The 24,226-nt window shown below is 56.5% G+C and carries 16 protein-coding genes and 1 tRNA gene; 9 read left to right on the top strand and 8 right to left on the bottom strand.

The annotated features are described in order from the left end of the window. Positions 1-84 precede the first annotated feature (84 nt). The 6 genes from V3C20_RS06875 to V3C20_RS06900 form a co-directional block, all read right to left on the bottom strand. On the bottom strand, positions 85-4,512 hold the full coding sequence (locus V3C20_RS06875; protein ID WP_130083254.1) for an insulinase family protein: 4,428 nt from the start codon (positions 4,510-4,512) through the stop codon (positions 85-87). Between the two features lie 107 nt (positions 4,513-4,619). After that, on the bottom strand, positions 4,620-5,825 hold the full coding sequence (gene lpxK / locus V3C20_RS06880) for a tetraacyldisaccharide 4'-kinase (RefSeq protein ID WP_130083253.1): 1,206 nt from the start codon (positions 5,823-5,825) through the stop codon (positions 4,620-4,622). Between the two features lie 30 nt (positions 5,826-5,855). Next, entirely contained in the window at positions 5,856-6,575 is a 720-nt protein-coding gene (locus V3C20_RS06885) for a C4-type zinc ribbon domain-containing protein (RefSeq protein ID WP_161981470.1), read from the bottom strand. 109 nt (positions 6,576-6,684) lie between these two features. Beyond that, positions 6,685-7,050 (bottom strand): hypothetical protein, encoded by a 366-nt coding sequence (locus tag V3C20_RS06890; RefSeq protein ID WP_149873766.1) that lies wholly within the window; start codon positions 7,048-7,050, stop codon positions 6,685-6,687. A gap of 68 nt (positions 7,051-7,118) precedes the next feature. Next, a complete protein-coding gene (locus tag V3C20_RS06895; protein WP_161981225.1) occupies positions 7,119-8,426 on the bottom strand; it encodes a carbohydrate porin in 1,308 nt (435 codons plus the stop codon). Positions 8,427-8,628: 202 nt separating this feature from the next. Beyond that, a complete protein-coding gene (locus tag V3C20_RS06900; RefSeq protein ID WP_130083249.1) occupies positions 8,629-9,687 on the bottom strand; it encodes a ribonuclease D in 1,059 nt (352 codons plus the stop codon). Positions 9,688-9,812: 125 nt separating this feature from the next. On the opposite strand from V3C20_RS06900, the gene V3C20_RS06905 reads away from it, so the two are divergent. The 4 genes from V3C20_RS06905 to V3C20_RS06920 all read left to right on the top strand — a co-directional run bounded on the left by V3C20_RS06905 (position 9,813) and on the right by V3C20_RS06920 (position 17,176). Then, positions 9,813-10,142: a hypothetical protein gene (locus V3C20_RS06905; protein ID WP_130083248.1), complete on the top strand. Its 330-nt coding sequence runs from the start codon at positions 9,813-9,815 to the stop codon at positions 10,140-10,142. 913 nt (positions 10,143-11,055) lie between these two features. Then, complete coding sequence (locus V3C20_RS06910) at positions 11,056-11,613, top strand: hypothetical protein (protein WP_130083247.1); 558 nt, start codon at positions 11,056-11,058, stop codon at positions 11,611-11,613. A gap of 90 nt (positions 11,614-11,703) precedes the next feature. Beyond that, positions 11,704-14,832 carry an autotransporter-associated beta strand repeat-containing protein gene (locus V3C20_RS06915; protein ID WP_130083246.1) on the top strand — a complete coding sequence of 1,043 codons (3,129 nt, stop codon included), beginning with the start codon at positions 11,704-11,706 and terminating at the stop codon, positions 14,830-14,832. 91 nt (positions 14,833-14,923) lie between these two features. Then, entirely contained in the window at positions 14,924-17,176 is a 2,253-nt protein-coding gene (locus V3C20_RS06920) for an autotransporter-associated beta strand repeat-containing protein (protein ID WP_238623789.1), read from the top strand. A 125-nt stretch (positions 17,177-17,301) separates the two neighbouring features. On the opposite strand, the gene mazG is transcribed toward V3C20_RS06920, so the two are convergent. Then, positions 17,302-18,111 carry a nucleoside triphosphate pyrophosphohydrolase gene (gene mazG / locus V3C20_RS06925; RefSeq protein WP_130083245.1) on the bottom strand — a complete coding sequence of 270 codons (810 nt, stop codon included), beginning with the start codon at positions 18,109-18,111 and terminating at the stop codon, positions 17,302-17,304. Positions 18,112-18,198: 87 nt separating this feature from the next. Here mazG and V3C20_RS06930 point away from each other — a divergent pair, with 87 nt between their 5' ends. The 4 genes from V3C20_RS06930 (at position 18,199) to V3C20_RS06945 (ending at position 19,916) form a co-directional block, all read left to right on the top strand. Then, positions 18,199-18,498, top strand: coding sequence for a hypothetical protein (locus tag V3C20_RS06930; protein ID WP_067571009.1), 300 nt, complete (start codon positions 18,199-18,201; stop codon positions 18,496-18,498). Positions 18,499-18,533: 35 nt separating this feature from the next. Beyond that, entirely contained in the window at positions 18,534-19,283 is a 750-nt protein-coding gene (locus tag V3C20_RS06935; protein ID WP_130083244.1) for a ComF family protein, read from the top strand. A gap of 47 nt (positions 19,284-19,330) precedes the next feature. Continuing rightward, entirely contained in the window at positions 19,331-19,753 is a 423-nt protein-coding gene (locus V3C20_RS06940) for a thioesterase family protein (RefSeq protein WP_130083243.1), read from the top strand. Between the two features lie 87 nt (positions 19,754-19,840). Continuing rightward, a tRNA-Lys gene (locus tag V3C20_RS06945) sits at positions 19,841-19,916 on the top strand. Positions 19,917-20,049: 133 nt separating this feature from the next. Here the strand turns inward: V3C20_RS06945 and V3C20_RS06950 are convergent. After that, positions 20,050-20,952: a hypothetical protein gene (locus V3C20_RS06950; RefSeq protein WP_130083242.1), complete on the bottom strand. Its 903-nt coding sequence runs from the start codon at positions 20,950-20,952 to the stop codon at positions 20,050-20,052. A gap of 1,647 nt (positions 20,953-22,599) precedes the next feature. Between V3C20_RS06950 and V3C20_RS06955 the strand changes: the two genes are divergently transcribed. Beyond that, a complete protein-coding gene (locus tag V3C20_RS06955) occupies positions 22,600-23,592 on the top strand; it encodes a hypothetical protein (protein WP_130083241.1) in 993 nt (330 codons plus the stop codon). Positions 23,593-24,226: the final 634 nt, after the last annotated feature.

A 24,226-nucleotide genomic window follows, 5' to 3' on the forward strand; every position in this document is an offset into this window, starting at 1 on the left:
CTATGGAAAAAGGAGGGCGTATCCGGATTCCTGCCGGGAGGGAAGCGTTCCTTCCGCCGTGTTCCGGCATGTCCGGAAATCCCGTCATTTCATTTCCACGACGGCTTTTTCCCCTTTTTTGAGTTCCAGTTCCCGGAGCAGAAGAAAGTCGTTGGTCAGCAGCCCCATTTTTTCCACGGGGGTGGCGGCGTCTCCCACCGTGACGGTGGCCGTCTTGGCGCTGATTCTGTTGGGGAACCAGACACCCAGCCTTCCTTTGGCGTCCTTGTTGGCTGTGACGGTGAATCCCCTGGCGGCGTCCTTCGGATCGTTCCAGGTGATGTGCCAGGGAGACTTGGAGTGGGATTCGTCCAGGCGCGCGACCCAGGCGGGGTCTCCGTAAAAGGCTACCGTATCCCGGTCATGAATCAGCCCCATCTGATCCTTGCCCATGCCGTATCCGGCGGCGGCCATGCCCTTGGAAAATTCGGGATCGTCCTTGATGCCGCTGATGTCCGGAGAATTGAAATGCACGTCCATGAGCTTGGGGAAACGGGTCATGGTTTCATCCAGGATGAACTGGTTGTTCAGATACCAGGCTTCCGCCAGGCTGGAATTGTCATGGTTGCTGAAAAGCATGCCCAGAGTTCCCCAGCCGCCCTTGCCGTACCACGAAGGAACGGTGTAGCCCACAAGCTGGTTGAAGCCGTAGCGGCTCAGGGCGGTGACGGCCATGGAGTTTTTCGTTTTCATTACGTCTCCCACCAGGCAGTTGCCCGCGGCCAGCCAGACGGCGGGACCCTGGCCGGCTTTGATCACAGGTGCGTTGCTCCGTTTAATGAAGGCCATCAGGTCGTCTTCCTTTCCGTTGAACAGCACGCCGCGCAGGAAGGTGGTGAATTCCTTGAACTGTTTTTTATCCAGCACATGGAACTGGTTGTTTCCGGATACGATGATCCCCTTGCCGAAGGGCATTTCCAGATTGAACTGGGTGGCATGGGAGGCAGTGGCGAAGAACTGGGGGTCGTTTTTTTCCCAGTACTGCGTAAGCTTGGGCGTCACTCCCAGGGATCCCTGGTCTCCCTTTTCCTGCTCGCGCAGGCCGCGCGTGTAAAAGGACGGCGTCACTTTTTCCTTGTATCCGCGCTGTTCCATATACTGGAAAGGCTGCCAGTCCAGAATGCACATGCTTTCGCTGAACCGTCCGGAGTCAATGTTGGTGGTGCCCATGGCGCGGGTCATGACAAGGGGGGATTCCGCGGAGGCTATGCGCATGGCGTCTTCCGGCGCGTACCCCGTGACGATGCCCCAGATGCAGTCCCCGTAGGGGTCGCCATCCAGGCGGCGCGTGAGGCGGTGCAGGTCATTGACCACGGTTCTGTCTATCTCCTCCGGGCGCGCGACGACGGCCAGAAAGCGGGGAGCCATTTTTTTGAGAGTGTCCAGTTTGGCAAACATGGAATCCTTCACGGTGACGATGGCGCCGCCGTGCCTTTCCGCCAGCTTGTCTGCCACGGCTTTCCATTCCGGCATCGCCGCGGTTTCCTCCGAGATGATGATGGCGTAGTCATTCCTGGCGTTTGCCTCTTTTTTGGAGACGTTTGCGGCAGTGGCGTGAATGCAAAAAGCCGCCGTGGGGACGGCGGCCGGGGTCTTTTCGGATTTATCCGCCTGCTTTTCAGCAGGCGGAGCTTCCGCGGCGGGATGATCCGGCAGAATGTTCAGGTTGAGGTGTTCCCCGTTGCCGAAGATGTCCCTGGCAAGCTTGTTCACTTCATCCACCGTGATGGCCTTGACGTCCGGAATGCTTTCCCTTTGCTGGGTAAGGCGGTCCGGTCTGGCCTGGGAATCCTTCAGCAGGCCCATCCAGTAGCCGTTGTCGCGCTGGGCGCGCTCCATGGAATTGAGGATGGGATTGCGCGCCCGGTCCAGTTCCTCCTGCGTTACGTTCCCCTTGCCGAGTTCGGTTGCGATTTTGGCAATGGCATTGCGGACCGCGTCCTTGTTGCGCATGACGCCGGAGCTGATGGTGAAGATGTAGCCGTCGTCCGGATAGGTTTCGCTGATGTTGATGCCGGTGAAGGGGGAATAGGTTTCTCCCATGTCTTCACGGATGCCCTTGAAGACGCGGTCATAAAAGACGGCCTTGAGCATGTTCAGCCTGCGGGCCAGCTTTTTGTCTTCTCCGCCGGGCGTTTTCCAGAAGAGGCAGACCAGCGTCTTGTCAATGGAAGAGTCGTACTCCAGATCCCTGGAGAAGTTGAAGTCCGCCATGGCCGGATGGCGCAGTTTTTCGTCCAGCGCCGCCGGAGCGTCCGCGCGTTTGGGGAGGGCGCCCACCGTGCGTTCCAGCATGGGGATGATGTCCTCCGGCTTGAAGTCGCCGGTGACGGTCACTTCCATGTAGTTGTTCTTCAGGGGGGCGTCCACCCAGTCCCGTACTTCCTTGATCTGGTAGGATTCCAGCTGTTTCTGCTCGGGGAAGGTGAAGCGGGGGTTGTTCTTGTACAGGATGGCCGGGACCTGCGTCTTCATGGCTCCCTGCGCTTCATGAGCCAGCTTGTTGTAAAGCATGGGGATGGCGCGGCGGAGCTGGACGACGCCGTCCTCGCGGTAGCCGGGGTACATCAGGTAGGCCGTTTGAAGCTGGAGCTGGGTTTCCAGATCCTTCCGGTTGGTATTGCCCGCCAGCACAAAGGAGCGGTCCGTCATGGAAAAGCCTACGCCGACTTTTTTGCCGGCCATGACGGCAGCCAGGTCGTCATTGGAGTGGTTGGTCAGGCCCCCGCCGTTCATCACGGCGCCCGTAAAGATTTCCAGTCCGGCGGCTTTCTCCGGTCTGCTCAGCCCTCCGCCGTCCACGGCAAAGGTGATGTTGATGGAATCCTTGTCGAATTCCGTGGGCTTCAGGTTGACGCGCACGCCGTTGGAAAGGGTGAGCTGCGTGACTCCCAGGTCCGCGGCTTCTTTTTTGGCCGTTACCTTGCCGGGTTCTCCGAACTTGTAGGAGAATGCCTTCTGTTCGTCCACCCTGTAGGGTTCCACCTTGGCGGCCTGGGCTTCCCTGTAGGCCTTCATGGCCTCGGAGGAGCCCTGGGCATTTTCCTTGTTCGACGTGACGATCACTCGGGGATGGGCGTTGCTCCAGGCTTTTTCCAGGGCGGCCCGGCATTGTTCCGGAGTCAGGGTTTCAATAACTTCCCTGGAGATGGACCAGTCTTCCTCAGGCGTCGTGAAGACCATGTCTTGCGCCGCGCTCTGGGCGATGGCGGAAGCCAGGGACTCGGATTTGGCGGTAGGCCAGGATTTGATGGCATTTTCCGCGGCGGAAATGCTGTTGCTGCGGGCTTCCGCCAGTTCCTCCTTGTTGAAGCCGAATTCCACGGCGCGGCGCAGTTCCTGCTCCATGGTGGTCAGGACCGTCTTCCAGTTCTTGTAGTCCGCCCGGGCCTGGATTGCGTCCACCTCCGCTGTTTCCAGCAGTTCCATGCGGCCTGCATCCGCAGAAATGAAGGGGCACTCCGTGTTTTTCGCCATCTTTTCCAGGCGGCGGTTCAGCATGGCATACGCCATGTTCAGCGGAATGTCCTTGGTGCGGTTGGCGATGGTATCCGGCTTCTTCTCGTAGGGGCGGACGATGTTGATGCTGATTTCCGTGGAGGTGGCCTCCTTGTTGGTGATCCAGTGGCTGGTGGCCTCCGTCGCCGTTTTGAGGGTTCCCCGGTCGGCCTTGAAGGAATAGTCGTCCTTCTTCATGGAACCGAAGTATTTTTCCACCCATTCCTTTCCCTGTTCCGGGGTGATGTCCCCGGCGATGACGAGCTGCATCTGGCTGGGAACGTAATGAGTCTGGTAATAGTTCACAAATTTTTCCCGCGGGGCGTTCTGGATCACTTCCAGCGTGCCGATGGGATAGCGGTGAGGAATCTTGGTGCCGTCCAGCATGATGGAGAATACCTCTTTCATGACCCGGTAGCCGGCGGAGTCGCGCGCCTTGTATTCGCTCGTGATGATGCCGCGTTCCGCATTAATGGCGCTTTCCTCCAGCAGGGCGCCGTCCGCAAAGTCGCGCATGATGGTGAAGGCCAGGTTCACGGTGGATTCCTTCATGCTGGGAACGTCCATCGTGTACACGGTTTCGTCAAACGAGGTATAGGCGTTGGCGTCACCGCCCAGCCCCAGGCCTTCCTTCTGCATGGCAGGGATCATTTCTCCGCGCTTGAAGTGCTTGCTGCCGTTGAACACCATGTGTTCCAGGAAGTGGGAAATGCCCTGGATGTCGTCCGTTTCGTTCAGGGAGCCGGTATTGACGCGCAGGCGTATGCTGAAACGCCCCTTGGGTTCCGCATTCGGGCGGATGAAATAGGTGAGCCCGTTGGGGAGCTGCCCCTTGATCAATTGCGGGTCCTGTTTGGGAATGCCGGCTGCCGCCTGGGCGGCGGCCGCTGTGCGCGCCTGGGATTCTGCGGCAGGGGAAGCCGCCGCCAGGACGCATGCCGCGGCCAGAATGGAAGTAATGGTGAATGCCTTCATGGAAGAATGTTGTTGTCATGTTTCACATGGTTTTCCGGTCAAGTCAAGCGGGCTTTCCTGCATGAAGGAGGTGAAATTTCCGGTCTGCCGGGGAAACGGAAGTCTTTTCAAAAGGATGAGGAGGGAGTCCATTCGTCCCGCGGCCGGGGTTCGGAAATGCCGCAGATGCGGTCCACGCAGCGGTTCCAGGCTTCCTGTCCCTGATAGATCTCTACTTCAATGCGGAGGAAGTAGATGGGGACTTCCGGGTCTTCCTCCGGCTTTTCCAGCCGCACGGCATCTTTTTCCGTGGTCACGATCATATCCATGGCACGGTCCGCGCACCGGTCGTAGAATTCTTCCAGTTCCGACTGTTCAAACCAGTGGTGGTCCGGAAATCTGCGGCAGATTTCCACATTGGCGCCCAGGGAGCGCAGGGAATCCTCAAAGCTTTCCGGCCGGGCGATGCCGCTGAGGCAGGCCACCCATTTCCCCTTGAGCACTTCCAGCGGCAGGCGTTCCCCGGTGAAGACGTTTTCCAGGTACTTGGGGCCGTGGTCGCTGACGATGATTTCCGCCACGGGGTTATAGCGCCGGATTTTGGCAATCAGCTCGTCCTGCGGCTTGCCGCCGCATTTGGTCAGCACGATGTAGCTGGCGCGCGCCAGGCTGCTTTTGGGCTCCCGCATGGTGCCGCGCGGCAGCATGGCCCCGGTGCCGAAGGGGGCGCCACAGTCCACCAGCACGATGTCCAGTTCGTGGGCCAGCTTCAGGTACTGCATCCCGTCGTCCAGCAGGAGGGTGTCGCAGCCCAGATGTTCGATGGCGAAAATGCCGGACTTGATGCGGTTCTTGTCCACCAGCACCGCCACGCCGTCCAGATTCTTGGCCAGCATGAACGGTTCGTCCCCGGAATACAGGGGGCTGAGAAAGCGGGTGCGGCCGTCGCTGGCGATTTTAGGCAGGTTTTCCACCTGCCTTCCGTCCTTGTCCTTCCATTCCTGGGGGTCGTCCAGTTCCGCGCTCTTGTAGCCGCGGGTAAGAATGGCCACCTTGCGGCCGCGTTCCGTAAGCGTGCGCGCCAGCAGTTCCACCACGGGCGTTTTTCCCGTGCCGCCCACGGTAATGTTGCCTACGCTGACGACGAGCGTTCCCAGCCTGGCCTGCCTGGCAATACTGGAATGGAACAGGTACAGGCGCATCAGTACCACCAGCTTGAACAGCCAGGAGGCGCCTCTCAGCACCAGGCGCATCATCGTGGCGCGGAATCCCCTGGCGCGGCCGAAAATAACTTCCGTCCCCCACTCTTCAAACTCTTCCGATCTGGATTTCATGATATGCCGGCGGCGTGTGCGCGGAGTCCGTCAGTGAAGGATGCGGTGGCAGTTGTCGCAGTAAACGGTTTCATGGCCGCCGAGCACTTTCATGCGGGCATTGTCCGTAACGACCATGTGGCATCCGCCGCAGTGGCCTTTTTCATCCATGGGCACGATGACCGGGACGCCCTTGCTTTTGGTCATCCGCTCATATTCTCCCAGGGAATCTTCGGGAATGGCGGCGGCCAGGTCCGCGCGTTCGGCGGTCAGATTGTCCAGAAGCTGCTTGTCCGTTTCCGCGGTCCGGTCGAAGCGCGCCAGAATCTCTTCCATTTCCTTCTGGGAATCCTGCACCTTGAGGATTTTTTGCGCCAGGCTCTCTTTGGCCGTTTCCAGGCGCTCCATCAGTTCCAGTTCCGAGTTTTCCAGCTCGTCAATGGCCGCTTCCGTCTTTTCCACCTCCTGAATGCACATCTGGTATTCCTCATTCCTGCGGGTATTGGACTGGAGAGTCTTCATCTTGCCGATGTAGGAACGCTTATTTTCAATCGTTCCTTCCACGTCCCGTATGTCCTTTTCAAGGCCGGCGACTTCCTTCTTGGCGTCCAGAGCCTTCTGCTTGATAGCCTCCATTTGCCGGAGAAGGCGCGTTCTTTGTTCCGGCAGGGCGGCCAGTTCCTTGCGGAGCCTGGCAATGCGCGCATCCTTTTCCTGCAGGATCAGCAGTTGGTCTAAGTCAGCATGATTCATCGCCTGCCAGCCTACCATGCGTGGCGGGAGTGGAAAAGATTTTTTCACGGATGCCGGGAGGCCGGGCATACATGCCTCCGGATTTGAACGTCTTCACCGTCCGGAAAGATGCGGATGGGCGCCGGGTTCATGGAAATCCCGGGTTTTCACCCGGTTCCTGCGGAACAACCAGAAAGCGGCCGTCCAGAAAGAGGCAGAAGACCTTCGGAAGAGGTCGGCAGGGGCCGTTTTCCGGAAAACAGAGGGGAATCCTGATGCACGGAACGCTGTGGGAAGGCGCCGCGCCCGGATACTGGCGGCTGAGTGCTTCCAGAAGAGCCCTTTGCTGTTCCGGCGTGCCCACCGTCCGGGGACGGGAGGCGGCCAGTTCCGCGAATTGCACGGCGATTTTATCCTCCTTCTGGCGGCGCTGCCATGAGGTAAGGAGACAGAAGGCGGGTATCAGCAGGACAACCGCCAGAAAGAGGATGAAGGAATGGCTGCGGGGAGGCATGAAAAAGGGGAGGCTGCTCTCCAGCATAGGGAGGAGCGTCTTCCGCTCAATGAAAAAAGTGGAAAAACTTAAAACGTCAGAATGGTCTGCATGCGGAAGACGCTGGCATTTCCGGTGTCGTCCCTGCCCGCCGGATTGGAAATCCACAGCAGGGAAGGCTGGATCAGGAACCAGGGAGTGACGGAGATGTTGTAATGGCACTCCATCACCACTTCCTTTCTGTTCCTGGGCCGGCCTTCCGCCACGCTTCCGTCGTCCGGGCGGGTGACCGCCAGCGCCATGCCGAACTGGTTGGCTTCCCCCTCCGAACAAATTCCCAGATGCTGGAGGGGCTGGCTGCATACGAAGCCGCCTGACCACTGGACGGCCGCGCCGCAGGCGTTGTCCCGCGTGGAGCCGCTCCAGCCCGCGCGGCAGAAAACTTTCCAGGGGCTGGACCCCAGTTGTTGTTCCGCGTTCACGGCTATTCCGGCCACGGTATGCAGATTTTTCCGTTCCCCGCCTTCCGGCAGTTCGTTGATACGCGCAACAAAGGGAGTCAGCTTGACGGCACCGGAATCATGTATCCATCCGAGTTCCGCCAACAGATTGAAGTTCTTGCCATCCGTATGTTTCAGGGGAGACGCGTTTTGGGGACAACTGGTGAAGCTGCCGCCCATCATGGCGTACCACTGGTCGTGGAACTGGTGCTGGATGATCAGTCCCAGGTTGGAGTCCGCCATCGGGATGGTCTGGTTGTTAACGAAGGGAGACGCGCAGAATTGCCCGAATGAGGAGTTGGCGTAACTGTTGGTATCAAAATAATTCGTCTGGTTCACCACTCCGGCCACCAGGGCGCTTTTTCCACGGTTGAAGGATTGGAGCAGCGCTATTTCCGGCAGAAAAAAGATTCTTTCCCCGAAAATATCCGTGTGGGTGTCTCCCGTCAGGCCGATGGCATCGTTCATGTTGCCGCCCCGCCAGGTGCGGCCATTCAGGGCGGCGGAGCCTGAAAGCTCCAGCTTCAGCCAGGTATCCTCCTGCCGCGGGGACTTGATGAGGCGGTAGTTGGCATGGGCGTGCAGCAGATACCAGAGCTGGGTGCCGGGCTTGCCGGGCGCCGGGTTGTGGATGGAATTGTAGGAAAAGGCGTTTTCCACCAGGAATTCGAGTCCCTCCTTGTAGGCGCGGGTATGCAGGCCGCCCAGGGTGCGGGTGAGGGCGTCGTCGGGGATGGGAGCGGTTTCGTCTCCGTAATCCGCTCCCAGCAGGTTGATATCCGCCAGAAACTGCCCCTGGGGTTCCGGTCCGGAAGATTGGAGCATGTCCGTGCCGGCCTGTCTTCCCTGGGCGGCAAGAGCGCCCAAAAGGCAGAGAATGATAAATGTTCTGTGCATGGCAGTGTGTAGAGTGTCATGTGAGGAAAGAGAGCGGCAGGGTGAACGGAGCCTGCACATCCTAAAGGGAATTCCCTCCGGCGGGAAAGAAACAAATCACCCCGTCTGAGTCATGGCACAGGGAGAGATTTTTCCCGTAAACAAGATGCTGCGTCCCTGGGCGGGGAAGGAAAAACGCGATGAAACGCGCGCGGATGCTCCGTCAGAAACCGAGGGCTTCCTTCTGCCAGTTCAGCAGGGTGGCCATGCCTTTTTCCTTGTCTTCGGCGATGGCTTCCAGAGAGGCGCGGGTAATCAGGAAAGAACCTTCGATGCCCAGTTCTTCCGCTTTTTCGTCCCTTATTTTGCAGAGACGGTCCAGATTGGCTTCAAATTGTTCGGAATGCTGGCGGCGCTGGATGTGGGGACGGCACGGATAGTCGTCTTCGTCCAGCAGGTAGAATTTCTGTACGGCATCCGTGAACCGGCTGCGCCTGTGGGTATGGAAGCGGGGAGAGGGGGAAACAGGCCTCTGTTCCTGCAGGGCCACGCTCCATTGGATCAGGTCCGCATTGGAACAGACCATGAAGGAGGGCCTGTCCCAGCTTTTGGCTTCGGAATCCCGCCAGGCCCACAATTCCCGGAGGGCGGCCAGCCCCTTCCTGTTCAGCTTGCCGCTGCCCTGGATGCGCCAGGGGTCCGGATGACCGGTCAGATAGCGTTCCCGCGCACGTTCCATGGAATGGCGGCAAATCTCCTCAAACCAGCCCACGCGGCCTTTTTCCCGGAGGGCGGCCATCAGTTTGTCCGCCATGTCCAGCATGTAATTGACATCGTTCAGGGCGTAGGTGACCATTGTGGGGGAAAGGGGGCGCCGGGCCCAGTCCGCCTTCTGGGAGGACTTGCTCAGCGTGACGCCGTGGAAATGCTCCACCAGGGCGGCCAGCCCGAACTGGCGGAATCCCAGCAGGCGCGCCGCCGTCTGGGTGTCCCAGATCATGGCAGGCAGCGTTTCCCAGGCGCGCTGGAACAGGCACATGTCATAATCGGCGCCGTGCATCCATACTTCCGTGTCCCGCAGCCAGTTGTAAAACGGGCTCATGTCTTCAATGGCGAGGGGGTCGATCAGGCAGGAACCCGTTTCATCGGCATACTGGATCAGGCAGATTTTTTCCTGATAGCGGTGCAGGCTGTCGGCTTCCAGATCCAGGACAACCCGCCCTTTTGGCTGTGCGGCGGCGCGTTTGCGCCATTCCAGTAGTTCCTCTTTCTCGCTGATCATTTTGTTGTAACCGGGCGGAATTGAACCATGTATCCGGACTGGGGGCAACTGGAAATGCAAAAAAAGTGACGATGGGACAATGATGTGTTGCCTATTTCCCCAAAATAGGGCACGAAGAAAGGCGTATGGAAGAGGAAGCAGCAGGCGCCGAACGCAATCACGGGGAACAGCCCCTGGAAGAACTGATGAAACGCTGGAATTTGACCAACCATGATCTGGTCGCCATTTCCACGGAGCAGCTCACCCACAAGCAGGTCCAGAAGGCACGCCAGGGGCGGCAGCTTACGCTGAAAATGATGCAGAAGGTGTGCCGCGCCCTGAACGTGGCCATCTGGGAAAAGCTTACTCCGGTGCAAAAGGAGCACTACTTTGAATACATGCACAAGCACGTATTCAGCTATGCCAAGGGGTATGATCCGGCCTGGAAGGACCCGAATCTGAACATGATGGCCTGAGACTCCGTTTCCGCCGTGCAAGTCCGGGAATTTCGGTATTTTGGACGTTCATGCCTCCCGGTCCGGCGGTTTTTCCCGACTGTTGCTTTTTAATTTGATTCCAGGGAATTGTGGAGAGGAGGGTTCCATCTCCTCTATTCCTTGATATAATCCTTTTTTGGGAAAAAACCGGAGGGAAAGCTTTTTTCATCAGCTTTCATCTTTCCGGGAAGTTTTTGCCGCCAATGGGAACGGTTGATGAATAATAATGAGTGCTTTGTCTTTTGCCGCGGATTTGCAGTCCGGGGTCAACCTGTAATTTTGAGGAAAAAGCGTTTGAGCCAAATTTACGCCCGTTTATCCAGATATTTTTTTCTTCCGGGAACAGTAGTTTTCCTGTTTTCGCGGATCAATGATGTCCGCAGCAACGCGGGGAGGAATCTTCCTCCCTTTTCCGCCGTTCGGAATTTTATTAGAACGGTAGATGCTTGTGGCCAGCGGATTGAAACGGGCAGAGGATGGAACCGGATGTGCTCGTTTTCCGGATCATGGGTACTGAATCAGGCCGGAGGAAAGCCGGATTGTTTCCACCGCCAGGGATTTCCGGATTGCAAATCCGGTATTTATTGCCCCGCCGATGACGGCTCCATTGAAAAATGAAAAAGTTTCCGTGACGCGTCCGGATTCCGAGGCAGCTCATTTCCTGTTTGAGGCGGGCATCGCCGTTCTTATTGACAGCCTTGAAATCCGGGTGTATATGGCGCGCACTTTTGTCTGAGCCTTGCATAAAGATAAACCAACAACCATGAAAAGCATTCTCTTTCTTATCTGTTGCGCTGGAGTTTTATCACTATTTCTTGATAAATCCTTTGCAGAAGGCTTTCCGGCTCTCTCCGGAAACACTCCCGCGGTTCAGCGTGATGCAGCCGTGCTGTTGAATGGAGATTATATGCTGGCTGTTAGCGATTATGAGGAATTGAAGGAAAAGGGAGGGCTGCTGGTACAGTACCCGGCCCGGCAGAAAAAATTATGGAAGGGCGTTACTTTTTATTTTGAAAACAGAGCGGGAAGAAAAGTGGACGCCGTGGTGGAACCTGCGGCCGGCCATTCCGGAACCGGGGAAGAGGTAGGCCTGGTGAGGATTTCCCCTCCTTTTCCCCTGAAGCCGGGAGAGGAATGGCATCTCAGGCGGAAGCTGCGTTCCGACGAGCTTTTCAACGGGAAAGTGGCGGTTTCCCACATTGGGCAGGAGTACACGTTCCAGGGCGACGAGGACGCCGCCGTCAAGCTGGTTCACGGGGTGCTGGCAAATGCCCTGGTTTCAGGTAGCAGCCGTCCGATGATGCATGATCCTTCCCAAGGAGGCAATATGCACCTGCCTTCTCCGCCTCCCCATCATTCGGACACGGGGAAAGACGGCTCCAAGCCGTCATCCGGAAAGGACGAGGAACAGGATAAGGAGGAACAGGGGAGTAAAGGCGAGCTGGAATAGGAGCCCCTCCGGCAGGAGGTTCCGGCCTGTTCGACGGCGGGAACCTGGAGGAATGCCGCGGAACCTTTGGTCGCCGGGGCGGACATTGTTGTGCCGTCAGGTGGGGCGGCCCGTCCGGAAGAGGGTTACGATGGCGCCGTAACGATGGAGGGTTCCGGAGACATTTTCCTGGAAAGTTCCAACGTGAGCGACGCTGGAAACAAGGATAAATATTACCGGATGGACATCAATCTGGCAGGTGGAGCGGATTCCAGGGTTTACTTGGGATTTTCCAATTCCACGGCCCGTACGGCCTTCCTGCAGGGCAGGATTGCGGGAACCGGAACCCTGGTGCTGGAAAACACCAGCCGCGCCCGCGTTTCCATCTTTGACCTGACCGGGGCGGATATGAGCGGTTTCAGCGGAACGCTGGAAACGGCGGCTCCCCGTTCCAAAATGGACGGCAACGGCAATTACAACACTCCCGTCCAGGTCCAGGCAGCGGGCGACATGCACTCCACCGTGGTGGACCTCTCCCTGATCCGCCAGGGAGGAACGAATCCGGGCGGCCTGGACAACTGGCTGACGTCCGGAGTCGGCACACCCGCCTATGTGGTGCTGAAGCTGGAAGGGGATTTGAGCACCGCCGGGCTTGAGGGGGACACGGCAGGCGGCTCCTCCCGCGTCACGGTCGGAAATGGAAAGACCGCTACCCTGACGGTCGATAATGCGGAAGACCATGAATTCAAGGGAATCATCGGAGGAGCAGGGGCGGACGGAGCCTACCATGCGGGCACTGCGGACAGGGACAGCTACACCACCGGAAAGGTTATTGAAGCGGACGGAACGGGAATCATCAACCTGGTCAAGAAGGGAACCGGCACCCAGACTCTTTATGCGGCCCATCTGGGCAGCCTGGATATTCAGAATGGAACGCTCCGCATAGGGGAAGGCGGCGGCATCACGCTGAAAGACGGTTTTTCCATGTCTTCCGGCGCACGGCTGGACATCGCCTCCGGCGCTTCCCTGACCCTGAACGGAAGCGCCCGTGCGTCCGAACTGGCCCTGATGTCCATTCAATCCTCCGGAACAATCACGTTCGGCCATGAGCTGGTCATGGACATGGAGGGAACGCTGGAGCTGGATTCCTCCGTCCAATTTTCCCATGGAAGCATGCTGACGGTAAATGCCCCCGGGCCGGACGCGGAATCCGGAATCTCCCGGAAGCTGGTTTCCGTGACTGACGGGCATGCGCTGTCCCTTTCCGAAGGAGTGTACAAGGAAATAATCCGGTATGCCGAGGGGAAGGATGCGGACGGCAACCGGATTTACCGGGACATCGACGTGTACGGCGGCATTACGCTGAACGTTCAGGGCAGCGACAGATGGCAAATGCTGCTGACCGGGCTGGATTCCTCCTCGCTGACCGGAACCTTTTTCGATACGGACAAATTCACCTATTATGTCTGGCAGGGAAATGCCTCCGGCTCCGCGGAAGGAAATGTATGGGCAGACGGTTCTTCCGGCAGCAGCCCGTGGGAGGGCGGCCTGACCTTCCGGAATGGAGACCGGGAAGTCTGCTTCGGCATGAAGGATTTGTCCGGAAAGGACATCAACAGCTTTGACGTTTGCATTGAGGGCACGGTGGGTATTTCCAGCATGACGGTCACGGTGGACAAGACGGCGAATAACGGTCTGGGCTACAGGTTCCATGCAGTGGCGGAAGGCGGCGGCTGCATTGCGGATGGGGAGGCGGATGCTCCGGGCTATCTGCGCAAGGAGGGGCAGGGAATGCTGACGCTGGCTACCTGCAATACGTTCTCCGGAGGCACGGAGATTCTGGAGGGCAGCATCCTTGCGGCACGCGAAGGAGCGCTTGGCTCCGGCAGCATCCGCATGGCGGACGGGACGCAGCTCTACATCAACTATCCGTTCGCGAACGAACTGGACAGCTCCTACCGCAATCCAACGATTTCCAACGACATTCAGATAGGCTTCTCCTCCAAGGACTCGGCCCGGGTTATCATTGGCTATTCGCCGATGTCCCTGGCAGAACGGGATGAAAACTCGGAAAACAACTCCGGCTACCAGTGGGACTACCTGACCTCCCGCCACTGGCGCACCCTGAGTCTGACAGGAAGGCTCAGCGGGTATGGTGAACTGACGCTGATGGGCTATACCTCCACTACGTCCAACGGGGCGGACAAATGGGCGAGCATGTTCCGCATAAGCGACGAAAACCTGCCGGAAGGGGAAAAATCCGATTTCAGTGGCACGGTGAAACTGGACAACTACATCCTGTATTCCTCTGCCAAATCCTCCGCCAATGCCAACGCCAACAACGACCGCCTTGACGTCCGCAAGCCGGGAGCGGTTCAGCTTTCCATAGAAGACGACGCTCTGAGGAACGCCAGGGTAGACCTGACGCGCGGGCATGCGGTGAATGCCTCCGACAACGGAACCGCCTTTGAAGGCAAGGAGCGCATGGACCTGTACCACATTCTCCTGGTCCGGTCAGATTCCATTCTGGCGGGATTGCAGGGAGACCTGATCGGCAAGACGCAGGACACGGAATACTACGGCGGCACCTATTCCATCGCCGGAGAAGTGGACACCCTGCGCGTTCTGACCAATTCCACCAGTACGCTGACACTTGATGTGAGGGAGGCGGATGAACTGTATTTTGACTGTGACATTCTTCCGGTGGAACAGGCGGAATATCCGCTTCTGTCCATTACGGGTGTGGAGGGGATAGCGGATTCCGGCCGCCTGAATCTGGACGGAGATGTGCTGGTGCGCTTTTCCGGATATAACTTCAGCGGCACGAGCACGATTGACAAGGAGTACTACCTGGTAACCACGGAAAACGGCATTTTTGTCAACGGCAGCCTGGGAGGATTCCAGACGCGTACGATTTCCGTGGGCGGCGGCTATTTCGGCATTATCAAGATTACAGAGGATTCCCTGAATCTGGTCATGACTGTCACCAATACTCCCACCCGCACCTGGTACAATGGGGAAAGCGGGGAAAATGACGAGGCCGTGGCGGCTACGGACAATGTCTGGTATTGCCAATACGGAGGCGGATGGCCAGGGAACAGACCGGAACCACTGGCTGGAAGGGCTCGGCAAAAATCTGGGTGTGAACGGTTTCTACAGGGATTCCTATCACGTCGTCTTCGGCAGGGAGGGCGACGGAAAGACGGGGGCGGTGGAAATGGACGGAGGAAGGGAATATAACGTTGTGCAGATCAGAGGGACGGTCCGGCCCGCATCCATCCGGGTTAAGGACGACGTTAATTACATTTTCCGCGCCCATGTCGGCGGAGGCATGATTGCCGACGGCCCGCTGCCGGACGATTACGGAAGCGGCGACTGGAAAACCATTCTGACCAAGGATGGAAAAGGCACCCTCATTATAGAGACGGCGAACACCTATTCCGGTGGAACGGAAGTCAATGGCGGCAGGATCGTCATGCGTGACTCCTCCGCCCTGGGAACGGGGGAAATACGGATGTTTGACGGAACTTCCCTGGCTCTGGGTTATGCCAGTTCCGGATTTGTCCAGCAGGTGGCGTCCCTGAACAACCTGCTGACGGTTGCAGATGATTCCCGCGTAACGGTGACTCATACGGACAGGGTGATCGGCGCCGTGATTTCCCGGGTTCAGGGCGGCGCTGCCGCCAACCTGTTTTTGCAGGATTCCACCGACCATGCCAATAGCGTTTTCCGGCTGGACGACGGCTCCGGCTTTTCCGGAACCGTCAGCATGGGAGCGGCTGCCGGGGCCAGCGGAGTGGTGCAGGCCTCCCTGGCGCAAAACAAGTGGAACCATGCCTCCTTTGACCTGAGCTTGAACGGAGCGAAAACGACGGTGCTTCACCTCTATCCCATGGATGAGGGCCATGAATGGAGCCTGGCTGGAGTAGCGGGGATGGATGAGGAATCCGCCATTACGGCGGAGAAAAGCGCCGGGAAGGATTCCTCCGTTACGCTGCATTTGTCCACCCAGAGGCAGGACCGCGTTTACAATGGCGACATGGGATTCGGGCGGTATGTGGATATGTACGACAACGGCCTGATGAACGATTCCGGCTATATCAGCCTGATCAAGACGGGAACGTTCTCCCAGACTGTCGGGAACGCCCGCCTGGCAGGCCTGGACATTCAGGAGGGGATCATCAAGGTGGCGAAAACGCTTTTCCTGGAGGGGAAATTGAATGTTTCTGAAAACGGCAATCTGGTCGTAGGGGGCGGAAGTTCCAAAAACGTGTATGATTATGACTTGCAGGTGAATGACGGAGGCGTGCTGCGGCTGGGCAGCGGGTTCGGCTCCCTGTCCGGAACGGCTTATACGGAAAACGGCGTTGCCAAGGTCGGCAACATGATTCTTCTGAATGGCGGGGGCATATTGGGCATGCTGGATGCCGACTGGAACACCACTTATGAAATGGTGGTGGACGCCGGGAGCGCGGACTTCGTACTGGACACGACTGGATATGATCCGGACACCATGACCGCGTCCGGGGACAGCCATGTGATGACCTTCAACGGGGAAATCAAGCCCGGCAAAACCTCCGGGACCATCTGCATCAGGAACGACAACGCCGGCCGGAATGGCCGCGTGGTGCTGGGAGGCGCCAATACCTGGGACGGCACTTTCCGTGTGACGGACCATGCCGCCCTGGAACTGGCCCATGCGGAAGCCCTCAACACGAAGGCCGGAGTTGTTCTGCAAGGGGCGGACTCCCGGCTGGACGTCAAGGCCGGGGTTGTTTCCTACATCAGTTCCGTGGAGCTGAAGGGGATCGGAGCCTCTGTCAATACGCTGAACTCTTCTTCCCCGGCGGATGCCTCCGTGACGGTGACGGCGCGGACCGGGGCGGGTTCCTCCTCCGTGGCCGGGGCTTCGTTCGGGTCCTCCGGCGGGTACGGCATTGTCCGGGGCGGAAGTTCCGCTGACCGCGCCCTGTTCCATGGCGTGAAGGTGGAGGTCAGGACCGGGGCCGCCCTCTCCCATACGGAGTTTTCCGGGTCTCTGCTGGATGTCGCCGCGGGGCAGCAGGCCGTCATCGCCGACATGCTGATTCATGCTGCGGATTCCGGCATCAGGATGGGGGAACTTTCCTCCCTCACCGTTTCTTCCGCGGCCTCTTCCGTTCCCGGACTGAACATCAGCTATGCCGACGGCAATTTCTCCATGACGAATGCCTCCACCTGGACGACCAATGCGCTGATCACCGGAACGGGACAGGCATCCCTGGACTTTTCCGGAGGGGTGAATCTGCTGCTTACGGAATGCAGCGGCGGCCTGATGGACCAGTTGATGGCCTCCCGGGTGAGCACTATCAACTTTGTCCTGTGTGACAGGGACCTTCCGGGCAGCGCTTCCAACGCCGATTTTTCCACGGTCTGTGTGCTGTACGATACCGCCCTGAAAAATGCCGGTTTCGTGTTGGACAATGAAGGCACCTGGATGAATGACGGCGTGGTTACGCTGGTGCGTCCTGTTCCCGAACCCGCCTCCGCCGCACTGGGCCTCCTGGGGCTGGGGGTGCTTTTGCTGCGCCGCCGCAGGCATTGAGTGGTCACCGGGCTTCCGTGCTCCCTGTCCCTCTCTGGATTCAGGGCCGGGAGAGCGGCGCATAAAAAATCCGGGAACCGCGGAGAGAAACGCGATTCCCGGAAGAGAAATAGCTGGGAACTCCGTTATTCGGCGGATTTCGCCTGCTGCCAGCGGGCTTCCATCGCGTCCAGGTCCGCCTGGTCCAGTGTGAGGCCGTCTTTGGCCAGCAGGCGTTCCATTTTATTGAAACGCCGTTCGAACTTTTTGTTGGCGCCCGTCATGGCCACTTCCGGGTCTATTCCCTTTTTGCGGCACAGGTTCACCACGGAAAACAGCAGGTCCCCCAGTTCTTCCGTGATACGCGGATCTTCTTCCGGCAGGGGCAGTATCTCCTCGCATTCAGCCGTTTCTTCCTTCACCTTGTCCAGGGCTCCCTGGGCGTCCGGCCAGTCAAACCCGGCTTTCGCGGCTTTTTTCTGAAGTTTCCAAGCCCGGAGAAGGGCAGGCAGCCCCTTGCCCGTGCCGTGCAGATAGGGGGTGGATTCCGTCCCTTTTTCCTGTCTTTTGATCTTGTCCCACTGGGTCAGGACGGCGTCCGTCGTATCCGCCCGGGAGCTGGCGAATACGTGGGGGTGGCGGCGGATGAGCTTTTCACTGACTTCGGCGGCCACGTCATTGAAATCGAACCGTCCGTTTTCCTGGGCGATTTCCGCGTGAAAAACGACCTGGAGCAGCACGTCGCCCAGTTCCTCCCGCATTTGTTTCCAGTCGTCCCTTTGGATTGTGTCCACAGCCTCGTAAGCTTCCTCAATCATGTTGGTGATCAGTGATTTATGTGTCTGTTCGGCGTCCCAGGGGCAGCCTTGCGGCGCGCGCAGGCGCTTCATGATGGAGATGAGGCGCTGCATCTGGAGGGCAGGCTCGTGGCATTCAATCATTTCAGTGTCGTTCATGACAGGGGCCATACTAATCCCGCGGGGGCGGATGACTAGCAAAAATTCCGCTTTACCCGGAAGGAATCTCCCTGCACACTCGACCGCATGGAAGTTCACACGTGGAAAGAACGCACGGATGAAGGAACCCTGGTGTACAGGGCATGCCACCACGCCAATAAATGGAAGCTGGAATGCGCCCCCAAGGTGGGCCGTGCGGAACGCGACGATGTGGAATGGGAACAGGTGGAATTCACGCGTGACCTCTGGATTACTCTGCGCGACCTGCTGTGGCGCAAATACCAGCGCAAACGCTGCCCGTGGCGCCTGATTGAGGCCATTGACAAGCTTCTGGAAGACATGCCGGAGGAAGAATCCGCCGTCTCTCCGGATGAGGAGAATGAATAGCGGGTTTTCCCGGGAGCTTTTGATACGTGGGGGGAATGCTGGCGGAAATATTCAGGGAATGGTCTTCCTGGGTATATCCCTTTGTCTGTGAGCTATGCGGTTGCCGCAGCCCGGACGGAAGGTACGTCTGCCCGGCATGCCGGGAGCGTTTTATTTCCATAGAGCCACCCTTCTGCGCCGTTTGCGGGGAGCCGGCGGAGGGTTCCTTCATTCCCGGCGGGATGTGTTCCCGCTGTGCCGGGGACTCTCCCTCCTTTGAGGAGGCGCGCGCCGTGTACGTCAATGACGGAGAACTAAGGGAACTGCTTCTTTCCTTCAAATATGCCGGAGCCCTGCACTTGGCCGGAACCTTTGCGGGGATGATGGCGGAAGCCGTGCGCGGAAACCGCCACTGGTTCGGAGGAAGGGAGCGACTGCTGGTTCCGGTTCCGATGAACTGGCGCAAACTTGTCCGGAGAGGATACAACCAGACGGAGGAACTGGCCGTGCTGCTGGGGAAGGAACTTGGCTGGGCCGTCGCCCCGGTGCTGAAACGCCTGCCGGCCCGGATGCCCCAGGCAAGCCTGGCACGGGAACAGCGTCTCAGGCACGCCCGGAAAATATACGCTGCTCATGAAAGCAAGTTAAAACGCCGCCCCATCAGTGGCCGGGACATTCTTTTGGTGGATGACGTATTCACAACCGGAGCCACGGCAGATGCCTGTTCCCGTCTGTTGCTTCGCGCCGGAGCCTCTTCCGTCTGCGTGCTGACCCTGGCGCGGACGCACCATGCATGGCATGGCTGAACCGGAATTTTCTTTCACGCCCACTTCATCCTTCTTACAATGGGACCATGAATCTGGAGCTGGTGTTTCAAACGGAAGACGAGGTCATGTTTTATGATACGGATTGCGGAGGCGTGGTCCACAACTTGGCCTATCTGCGCATGATTGAAGCCTGCCGCACCAAACTGGGAGCAAAGCTGGGCATGGATTATAAAACCATGGGTGACCTCCAGCAATTCACCGTGGTGGTGCGCCACGAAATCGACTACGTTCGGCCGGCCGTTCTGGGGGATACGATTGTGACGACCGGATGGCTTCAGTCCGTGGAAAGAGCCAGTTTCTGGTGTGATTTCGAGATGTGCCGTGCTTCCAACAACGATTTGCTGGTGAGAGCTCATCAGAAACTTGCCTTCGTGCAGATGCCCCAGGGCCGTCCCGTACGCATTCCGTCTGAGTGGCGTACGCGGTGGCAGGAGTGCATGGAATCCTGATCTTTTTTCATCCCGTGCCCCATTTTACTCTTGCCATGCGTGGAAAGGTGGTGTTTACTGCTTCCGCCCTTCCACCAAGGGTAAAGTGCTTGGGTAGCTCAGTTGGTAGAGCAGTAGACTTTTAATCTATTGGTCCCGGGTTCGAGTCCCGGTCCAAGTACCACTTCTTTTTTCAATTGAAACTCCGCGGGGATTGATCCCCTGCGGAGTTTTTTATCGGTTGTATGGGCGAACCGGAAGGCTTATGAAAATTTCCAAGGGAGCCTTTCTCCTGAATGAACCGGGAAGCCGGGGGGTCAGGCGCAGGAATTCCGATCTTCCGGAAAGTCCGGACGGCTTGCCTTTCCGGCTACTCTTTTTTCTATTTTATGGAACAGTAGAAAGTGGTTTTTCAGATGATACAGCCATGATTTGATGACGGCCAGTTCATGGTCTTCCAGAACCACGGGCGGGGACAGAAGCGGGGTTCTCTTCACGGCCACTTCTATCAGGCCGACGATTTCATTCCTGTGGCACACTACGGGGACGGCAATGTATTGCAGATATTTTTTCTCCGGAGGCTGATTGCGCTTGCGGAAGAAAAAGCGCGCCACCTGGCGGGGCGTGGAGAGAACCAGGGGATTGAGACGGTGCTCCATGAATAGCTGTTCATCCAGCATGGAAGGGGTATTGGTGACGGGCCGCGGCAGTTGTGCCAGAATGGACGGAGTGTCGTCATTATGGTCTCCCTGGGCGTATCCTTCTACGCTGAGCAGGATACGGCCTTCCGTCTTTTCCGCCTTGATGTAAAGTACCTCGAAGATGAGGGATTTTTTGTATTCCGCCAATGCAGCGGCAATTGTGGCGCACAGGAAACCGCTCCCCTGGCTGAAGTCCCATGGCATCTCCTGGGAGCCGTCCAGTTTGTTGGCAAAGTTTTCATATTCTTTACTGAGGGCGGTACATGCCTTTTCATAGAGAGTTGCGGTCTGGCATTTACGGATGCAGGACCGTACTTCCCCTTCCTCTTTTTTATTGAGCATGAGCTGGCATTCCACATGCCAGATGATGAAGGCAAGACCCAGGATGATGAGAATAATGATTTTTCCGGTATGGCCGTTTTCTATCGGCGTGCCGCCGACGATGGAAATGACGACGACCAGAATGGGCTGGAATATGTTCGCTTTTTTGAGGAAAGAGTTATTGGTTTCTTTGGACATGGCGACATGCAGGAAAGAGAAAATTCAGGAGGACATTCTGCACAAAATACATTTTGAAAAATCTCCGGCGCTTATGTTTCAAAAATATTCCATATTGTAAAAATAATTTAAGATGCGAGTATGAAGAATGAGGCGTTCATCTGAAAGAAGACTTATGAAAGTTTAATAGAACTATATTTATAATCAATGAGTTTTTCTTAATTTAGAAGTATTCTAATACTCTATCATCTTGAAAGGGAATGCTTCTGTAGTTTAAATAATTGTTAGAAAAAAGGGAGAAATGTCGGTTTTGGAAACGGAGAAGTAAAACGGGCGTGTTCTTGCAATTTTTCGCAAGGGGAGAGAAGAGGAGAGGCAAACCATTTGTCAAGGGAAACCGCGTGATGCGCCCTGGACGGAATAGCGTGTTTTCATAAATTCCGGTCCAAGGGGATTTTTTGAAAATTAATGATGATGAAAATACAATGGATGATGAAATCACGAATCTGGAGTGTGATTCCTTCCTTTTTTCTTTGTGTCTCCGGCTAGTGAGGAAATCTTGTCAGGTGAACAGTATCTCCGGAAAGCCGGGAGAATAAAGGCAGCAAGGGAAGTAGTCCCGCAAGGAGTGGAGGCTGTTTTTCATGGAACCTTGAATAAATTTCGTTTTCTGCAAATTATTAACTATTTCGTGAATTTTAATTGGTGCAATGCAACGTAAAAGGTATTTTTTATGCTATTGCTCCTCATTTCCCGGAAGTCCCGCACATCTGTTGTTCCGAGGAGATGACGCTTGCATGACCGTTTGGACGGAAGGCTGTGTTTTCCCGGAGGCTTTCTGCAAAGAACCCCCATCCCCGTTTGTTTGAATACGCTGAATGGGGAATGGCATTTCTTCCAGAAGGTCCTCTAAAAATAGAAGCGTATTGGTCGCCGTTCTCCTTTTATGGAGTTTCATGACCCTGTATCTTGAGCAGTCGTCTATCGCCGTATATTGATACATGCCCGGGCCCATGTTGCAGGCATCCAATTTGGATTCTTTCCCCAGGAAGCGAGGCTCCATAACGACGCCAATGATTTTTCTTACCCTGTTTCAAAGGTGGCTTTGCCTCGGAGATGGCGAGTATGTTGTGGATTGTCCCAAGAGAGAGGCCTGATGTTATGATTCAAAAGAAGTTCACATGGCAGCGGCGTGGTTCCAATGTTGCGAGTCCTTCGAAGAACCATGACCAGATTTGCAAGTTCTTCGTTGATTTTACTACCTTTATCCAGGAGGGTAAGTGCCGAATGAAAACTTGAAGCTGGCCCCTTTTAATAACGAGAAACGGCTCTTCCGGGCTGGGCCGTAAAGATTACGCAGACGCCGGACAACACTTCCGGAGTGATGAAAACAATGGAAAAGACGCCGTCTTCCTTCCCATTTCCAGAGTGTTAACACCGGATGAAATTCGTTTGTCGAAAAATATTCTCACTCGGAGAGGCGGAGTCCAGGAAGAGCGGGTAAAGGAAAAAGAGCGTTGTAGAATTGAATTCTGGGAAGAGACCTTTGGCGGAATGAAATTGACATATATGATTTTTCATTTATTGCTTCCTTAAACATGCGGCACGCCGCCATTTGTGGTGGAACCAAAAAACTTGTTGTTAGAAAACAGATTTAAAAAAATTGGAATGAAGGCATCAGACTGGAAAAAAGTATTACTGGCGTTTTCTTTGGCTTGGCCGTCCGCTGCGACTGCAGGGGATTATGTGTTTGCCCCCGGCGTTTCGTTGACGGAAGGCTGGTATGATGTAAACAAAGCCTACACCCCTGTGGTGCCATACTGGAAATTTGTTATAGAAAATGGCACGGGATCTGTAAAAGTGGATTCAGACCGCATGAAAAAAGAATTCCCTTATGATGACACGAAGCATTGCTCGGCTGCCGCGGCTTCCAATCTGCTTCATTCCTGGTGGGACAGGAACAGGGCTGTTTGCGAGGAATTATACGGTCCTGTCTCCGGAGTACGTACGGCCTATACAGGTTCCAGAGACAAATATTCTGCCCAGAATTCTGAAATATTCCGCTGGTATATACAGCATTGGCAGGGAGTGGGCAATCCATTTGACGTCAAGATGAAGCAATATTTTTTCCAGGATTATTTCCAGGAGTATTTTCCCAGTTACAGCAGCAACATTTCCATTTTGGGAATATGGACGATGGCTTTCCACAATTCTCTGTCTACTCTCACCAATCAAGTCCAGGGGCTTGTGGACCGTGGTCCTGTGGCGCTTACGGTAAATATAGGAGGGTTCGGTCATGCTATTACCTGCTGGGGATATACTCTGAATGGAGAGGGGTTGCTGGAATCTCTTCTAGTGACAGATTCCGACGATAGCATGACCGGATTGGCTCAGTTGCTTGTATCCCAGGAGAAAAATAATGAAGGGAATTTTGTGTTTACGGGAGCCCGCGCCCTGGATGGAGCCGCCTTTCTTGAAAAGGAAATCGTGGTGTCTTCCAGTGACACGCGCAAGGAGTCAGTTTCTCCTTCTCTGAATTACAAGGATGCTTATGTGATGCAATTTTTCAGTCTGAACGATATGGCTCTTCCTACTCCGGAACCTTCATCCGCCTTGTTTTTGCTGGCAGGTTGCGCACTAGCCTGGAAAAGGCGCCGTTGAAGGCGGAAAAGGTGGAGAACGGGTTTTACTGGAAGGCTGGTTTTTTACCGCATGCTCTCTAGCCGTGCCCTGCGGCAATAGATTTTCCCTCGGTTTTCTACTTAAAGAAAGTTATTGACGGTGTTCCTGGCAGGACTTGAACCTGTACGCCTTTCGGCGCCAGGCCCTGAGTCTGGTGCGCCTCTCAATTTCGCCACAGGCGGGACAAATGCATGGACGCACTCGGCCGTACCGCACTCTGGTGTTCAAGATCAAACAGGAGGATTTGTTTTTGACATGCTCCAGAAATGTACCGCATGGCGGCAACGGGTGGCATCTTGTTGAGCATCTGTCTGCGGGCCGCATTCTTTCCCCTTCCCGGGCGGATGTCGGGCTTCCGCGTGTTTACCTCGTGACTGAACGGAAGGAGCGCTAAAAACGGGACAGGAGCAAAAAAAAGCCTGTGGCGTATCTTTATATCGACACGGTCACCGCCTGCCCTCTGGCCGCCGATGTGACAGAGGGGGGGTCTTGAAGCCGTAGGGAAACGGTGCGCGCTGGTTTATTTCCCGGTGAAGGGGGACAAGTTCGTGGTGGGCGCCCCTGTGGAGGGAACCCTGAGGAAGGTCAAGTTTTACTCCGACCTGGGGATGAC

The sequence above is a fragment of the Akkermansia sp. RCC_12PD genome (genome assembly GCF_036417355.1).
GTDB lineage: Bacteria > Verrucomicrobiota > Verrucomicrobiia > Verrucomicrobiales > Akkermansiaceae > Akkermansia.

Excerpts from the sequence above, each read along its gene's own strand:
- V3C20_RS06875 (WP_130083254.1), bottom strand. The coding sequence starts at position 4,512 with ATGAAGGCATTCACCATTACTTCCATTCTGGCCGCGGCATGCGTCCTG.
- lpxK (WP_130083253.1), bottom strand. The coding sequence starts at position 5,825 with ATGAAATCCAGATCGGAAGAGTTTGAAGAGTGGGGGACGGAAGTTATT.
- V3C20_RS06885 (WP_161981470.1), bottom strand. The coding sequence starts at position 6,575 with ATGGTAGGCTGGCAGGCGATGAATCATGCTGACTTAGACCAACTGCTG.
- V3C20_RS06890 (WP_149873766.1), bottom strand. The coding sequence starts at position 7,050 with ATGCCTCCCCGCAGCCATTCCTTCATCCTCTTTCTGGCGGTTGTCCTG.
- V3C20_RS06895 (WP_161981225.1), bottom strand. The coding sequence starts at position 8,426 with ATGCACAGAACATTTATCATTCTCTGCCTTTTGGGCGCTCTTGCCGCC.
- V3C20_RS06900 (WP_130083249.1), bottom strand. The coding sequence starts at position 9,687 with ATGATCAGCGAGAAAGAGGAACTACTGGAATGGCGCAAACGCGCCGCC.
- V3C20_RS06905 (WP_130083248.1), top strand. The coding sequence starts at position 9,813 with ATGGAAGAGGAAGCAGCAGGCGCCGAACGCAATCACGGGGAACAGCCC.
- V3C20_RS06920 (WP_238623789.1), top strand. The coding sequence starts at position 14,924 with ATGATTGCCGACGGCCCGCTGCCGGACGATTACGGAAGCGGCGACTGG.
- mazG (WP_130083245.1), bottom strand. The coding sequence starts at position 18,111 with ATGAACGACACTGAAATGATTGAATGCCACGAGCCTGCCCTCCAGATG.
- V3C20_RS06930 (WP_067571009.1), top strand. The coding sequence starts at position 18,199 with ATGGAAGTTCACACGTGGAAAGAACGCACGGATGAAGGAACCCTGGTG.
- V3C20_RS06935 (WP_130083244.1), top strand. The coding sequence starts at position 18,534 with ATGCTGGCGGAAATATTCAGGGAATGGTCTTCCTGGGTATATCCCTTT.
- V3C20_RS06940 (WP_130083243.1), top strand. The coding sequence starts at position 19,331 with ATGAATCTGGAGCTGGTGTTTCAAACGGAAGACGAGGTCATGTTTTAT.
- V3C20_RS06950 (WP_130083242.1), bottom strand. The coding sequence starts at position 20,952 with ATGTCCAAAGAAACCAATAACTCTTTCCTCAAAAAAGCGAACATATTC.
- V3C20_RS06955 (WP_130083241.1), top strand. The coding sequence starts at position 22,600 with ATGAAGGCATCAGACTGGAAAAAAGTATTACTGGCGTTTTCTTTGGCT.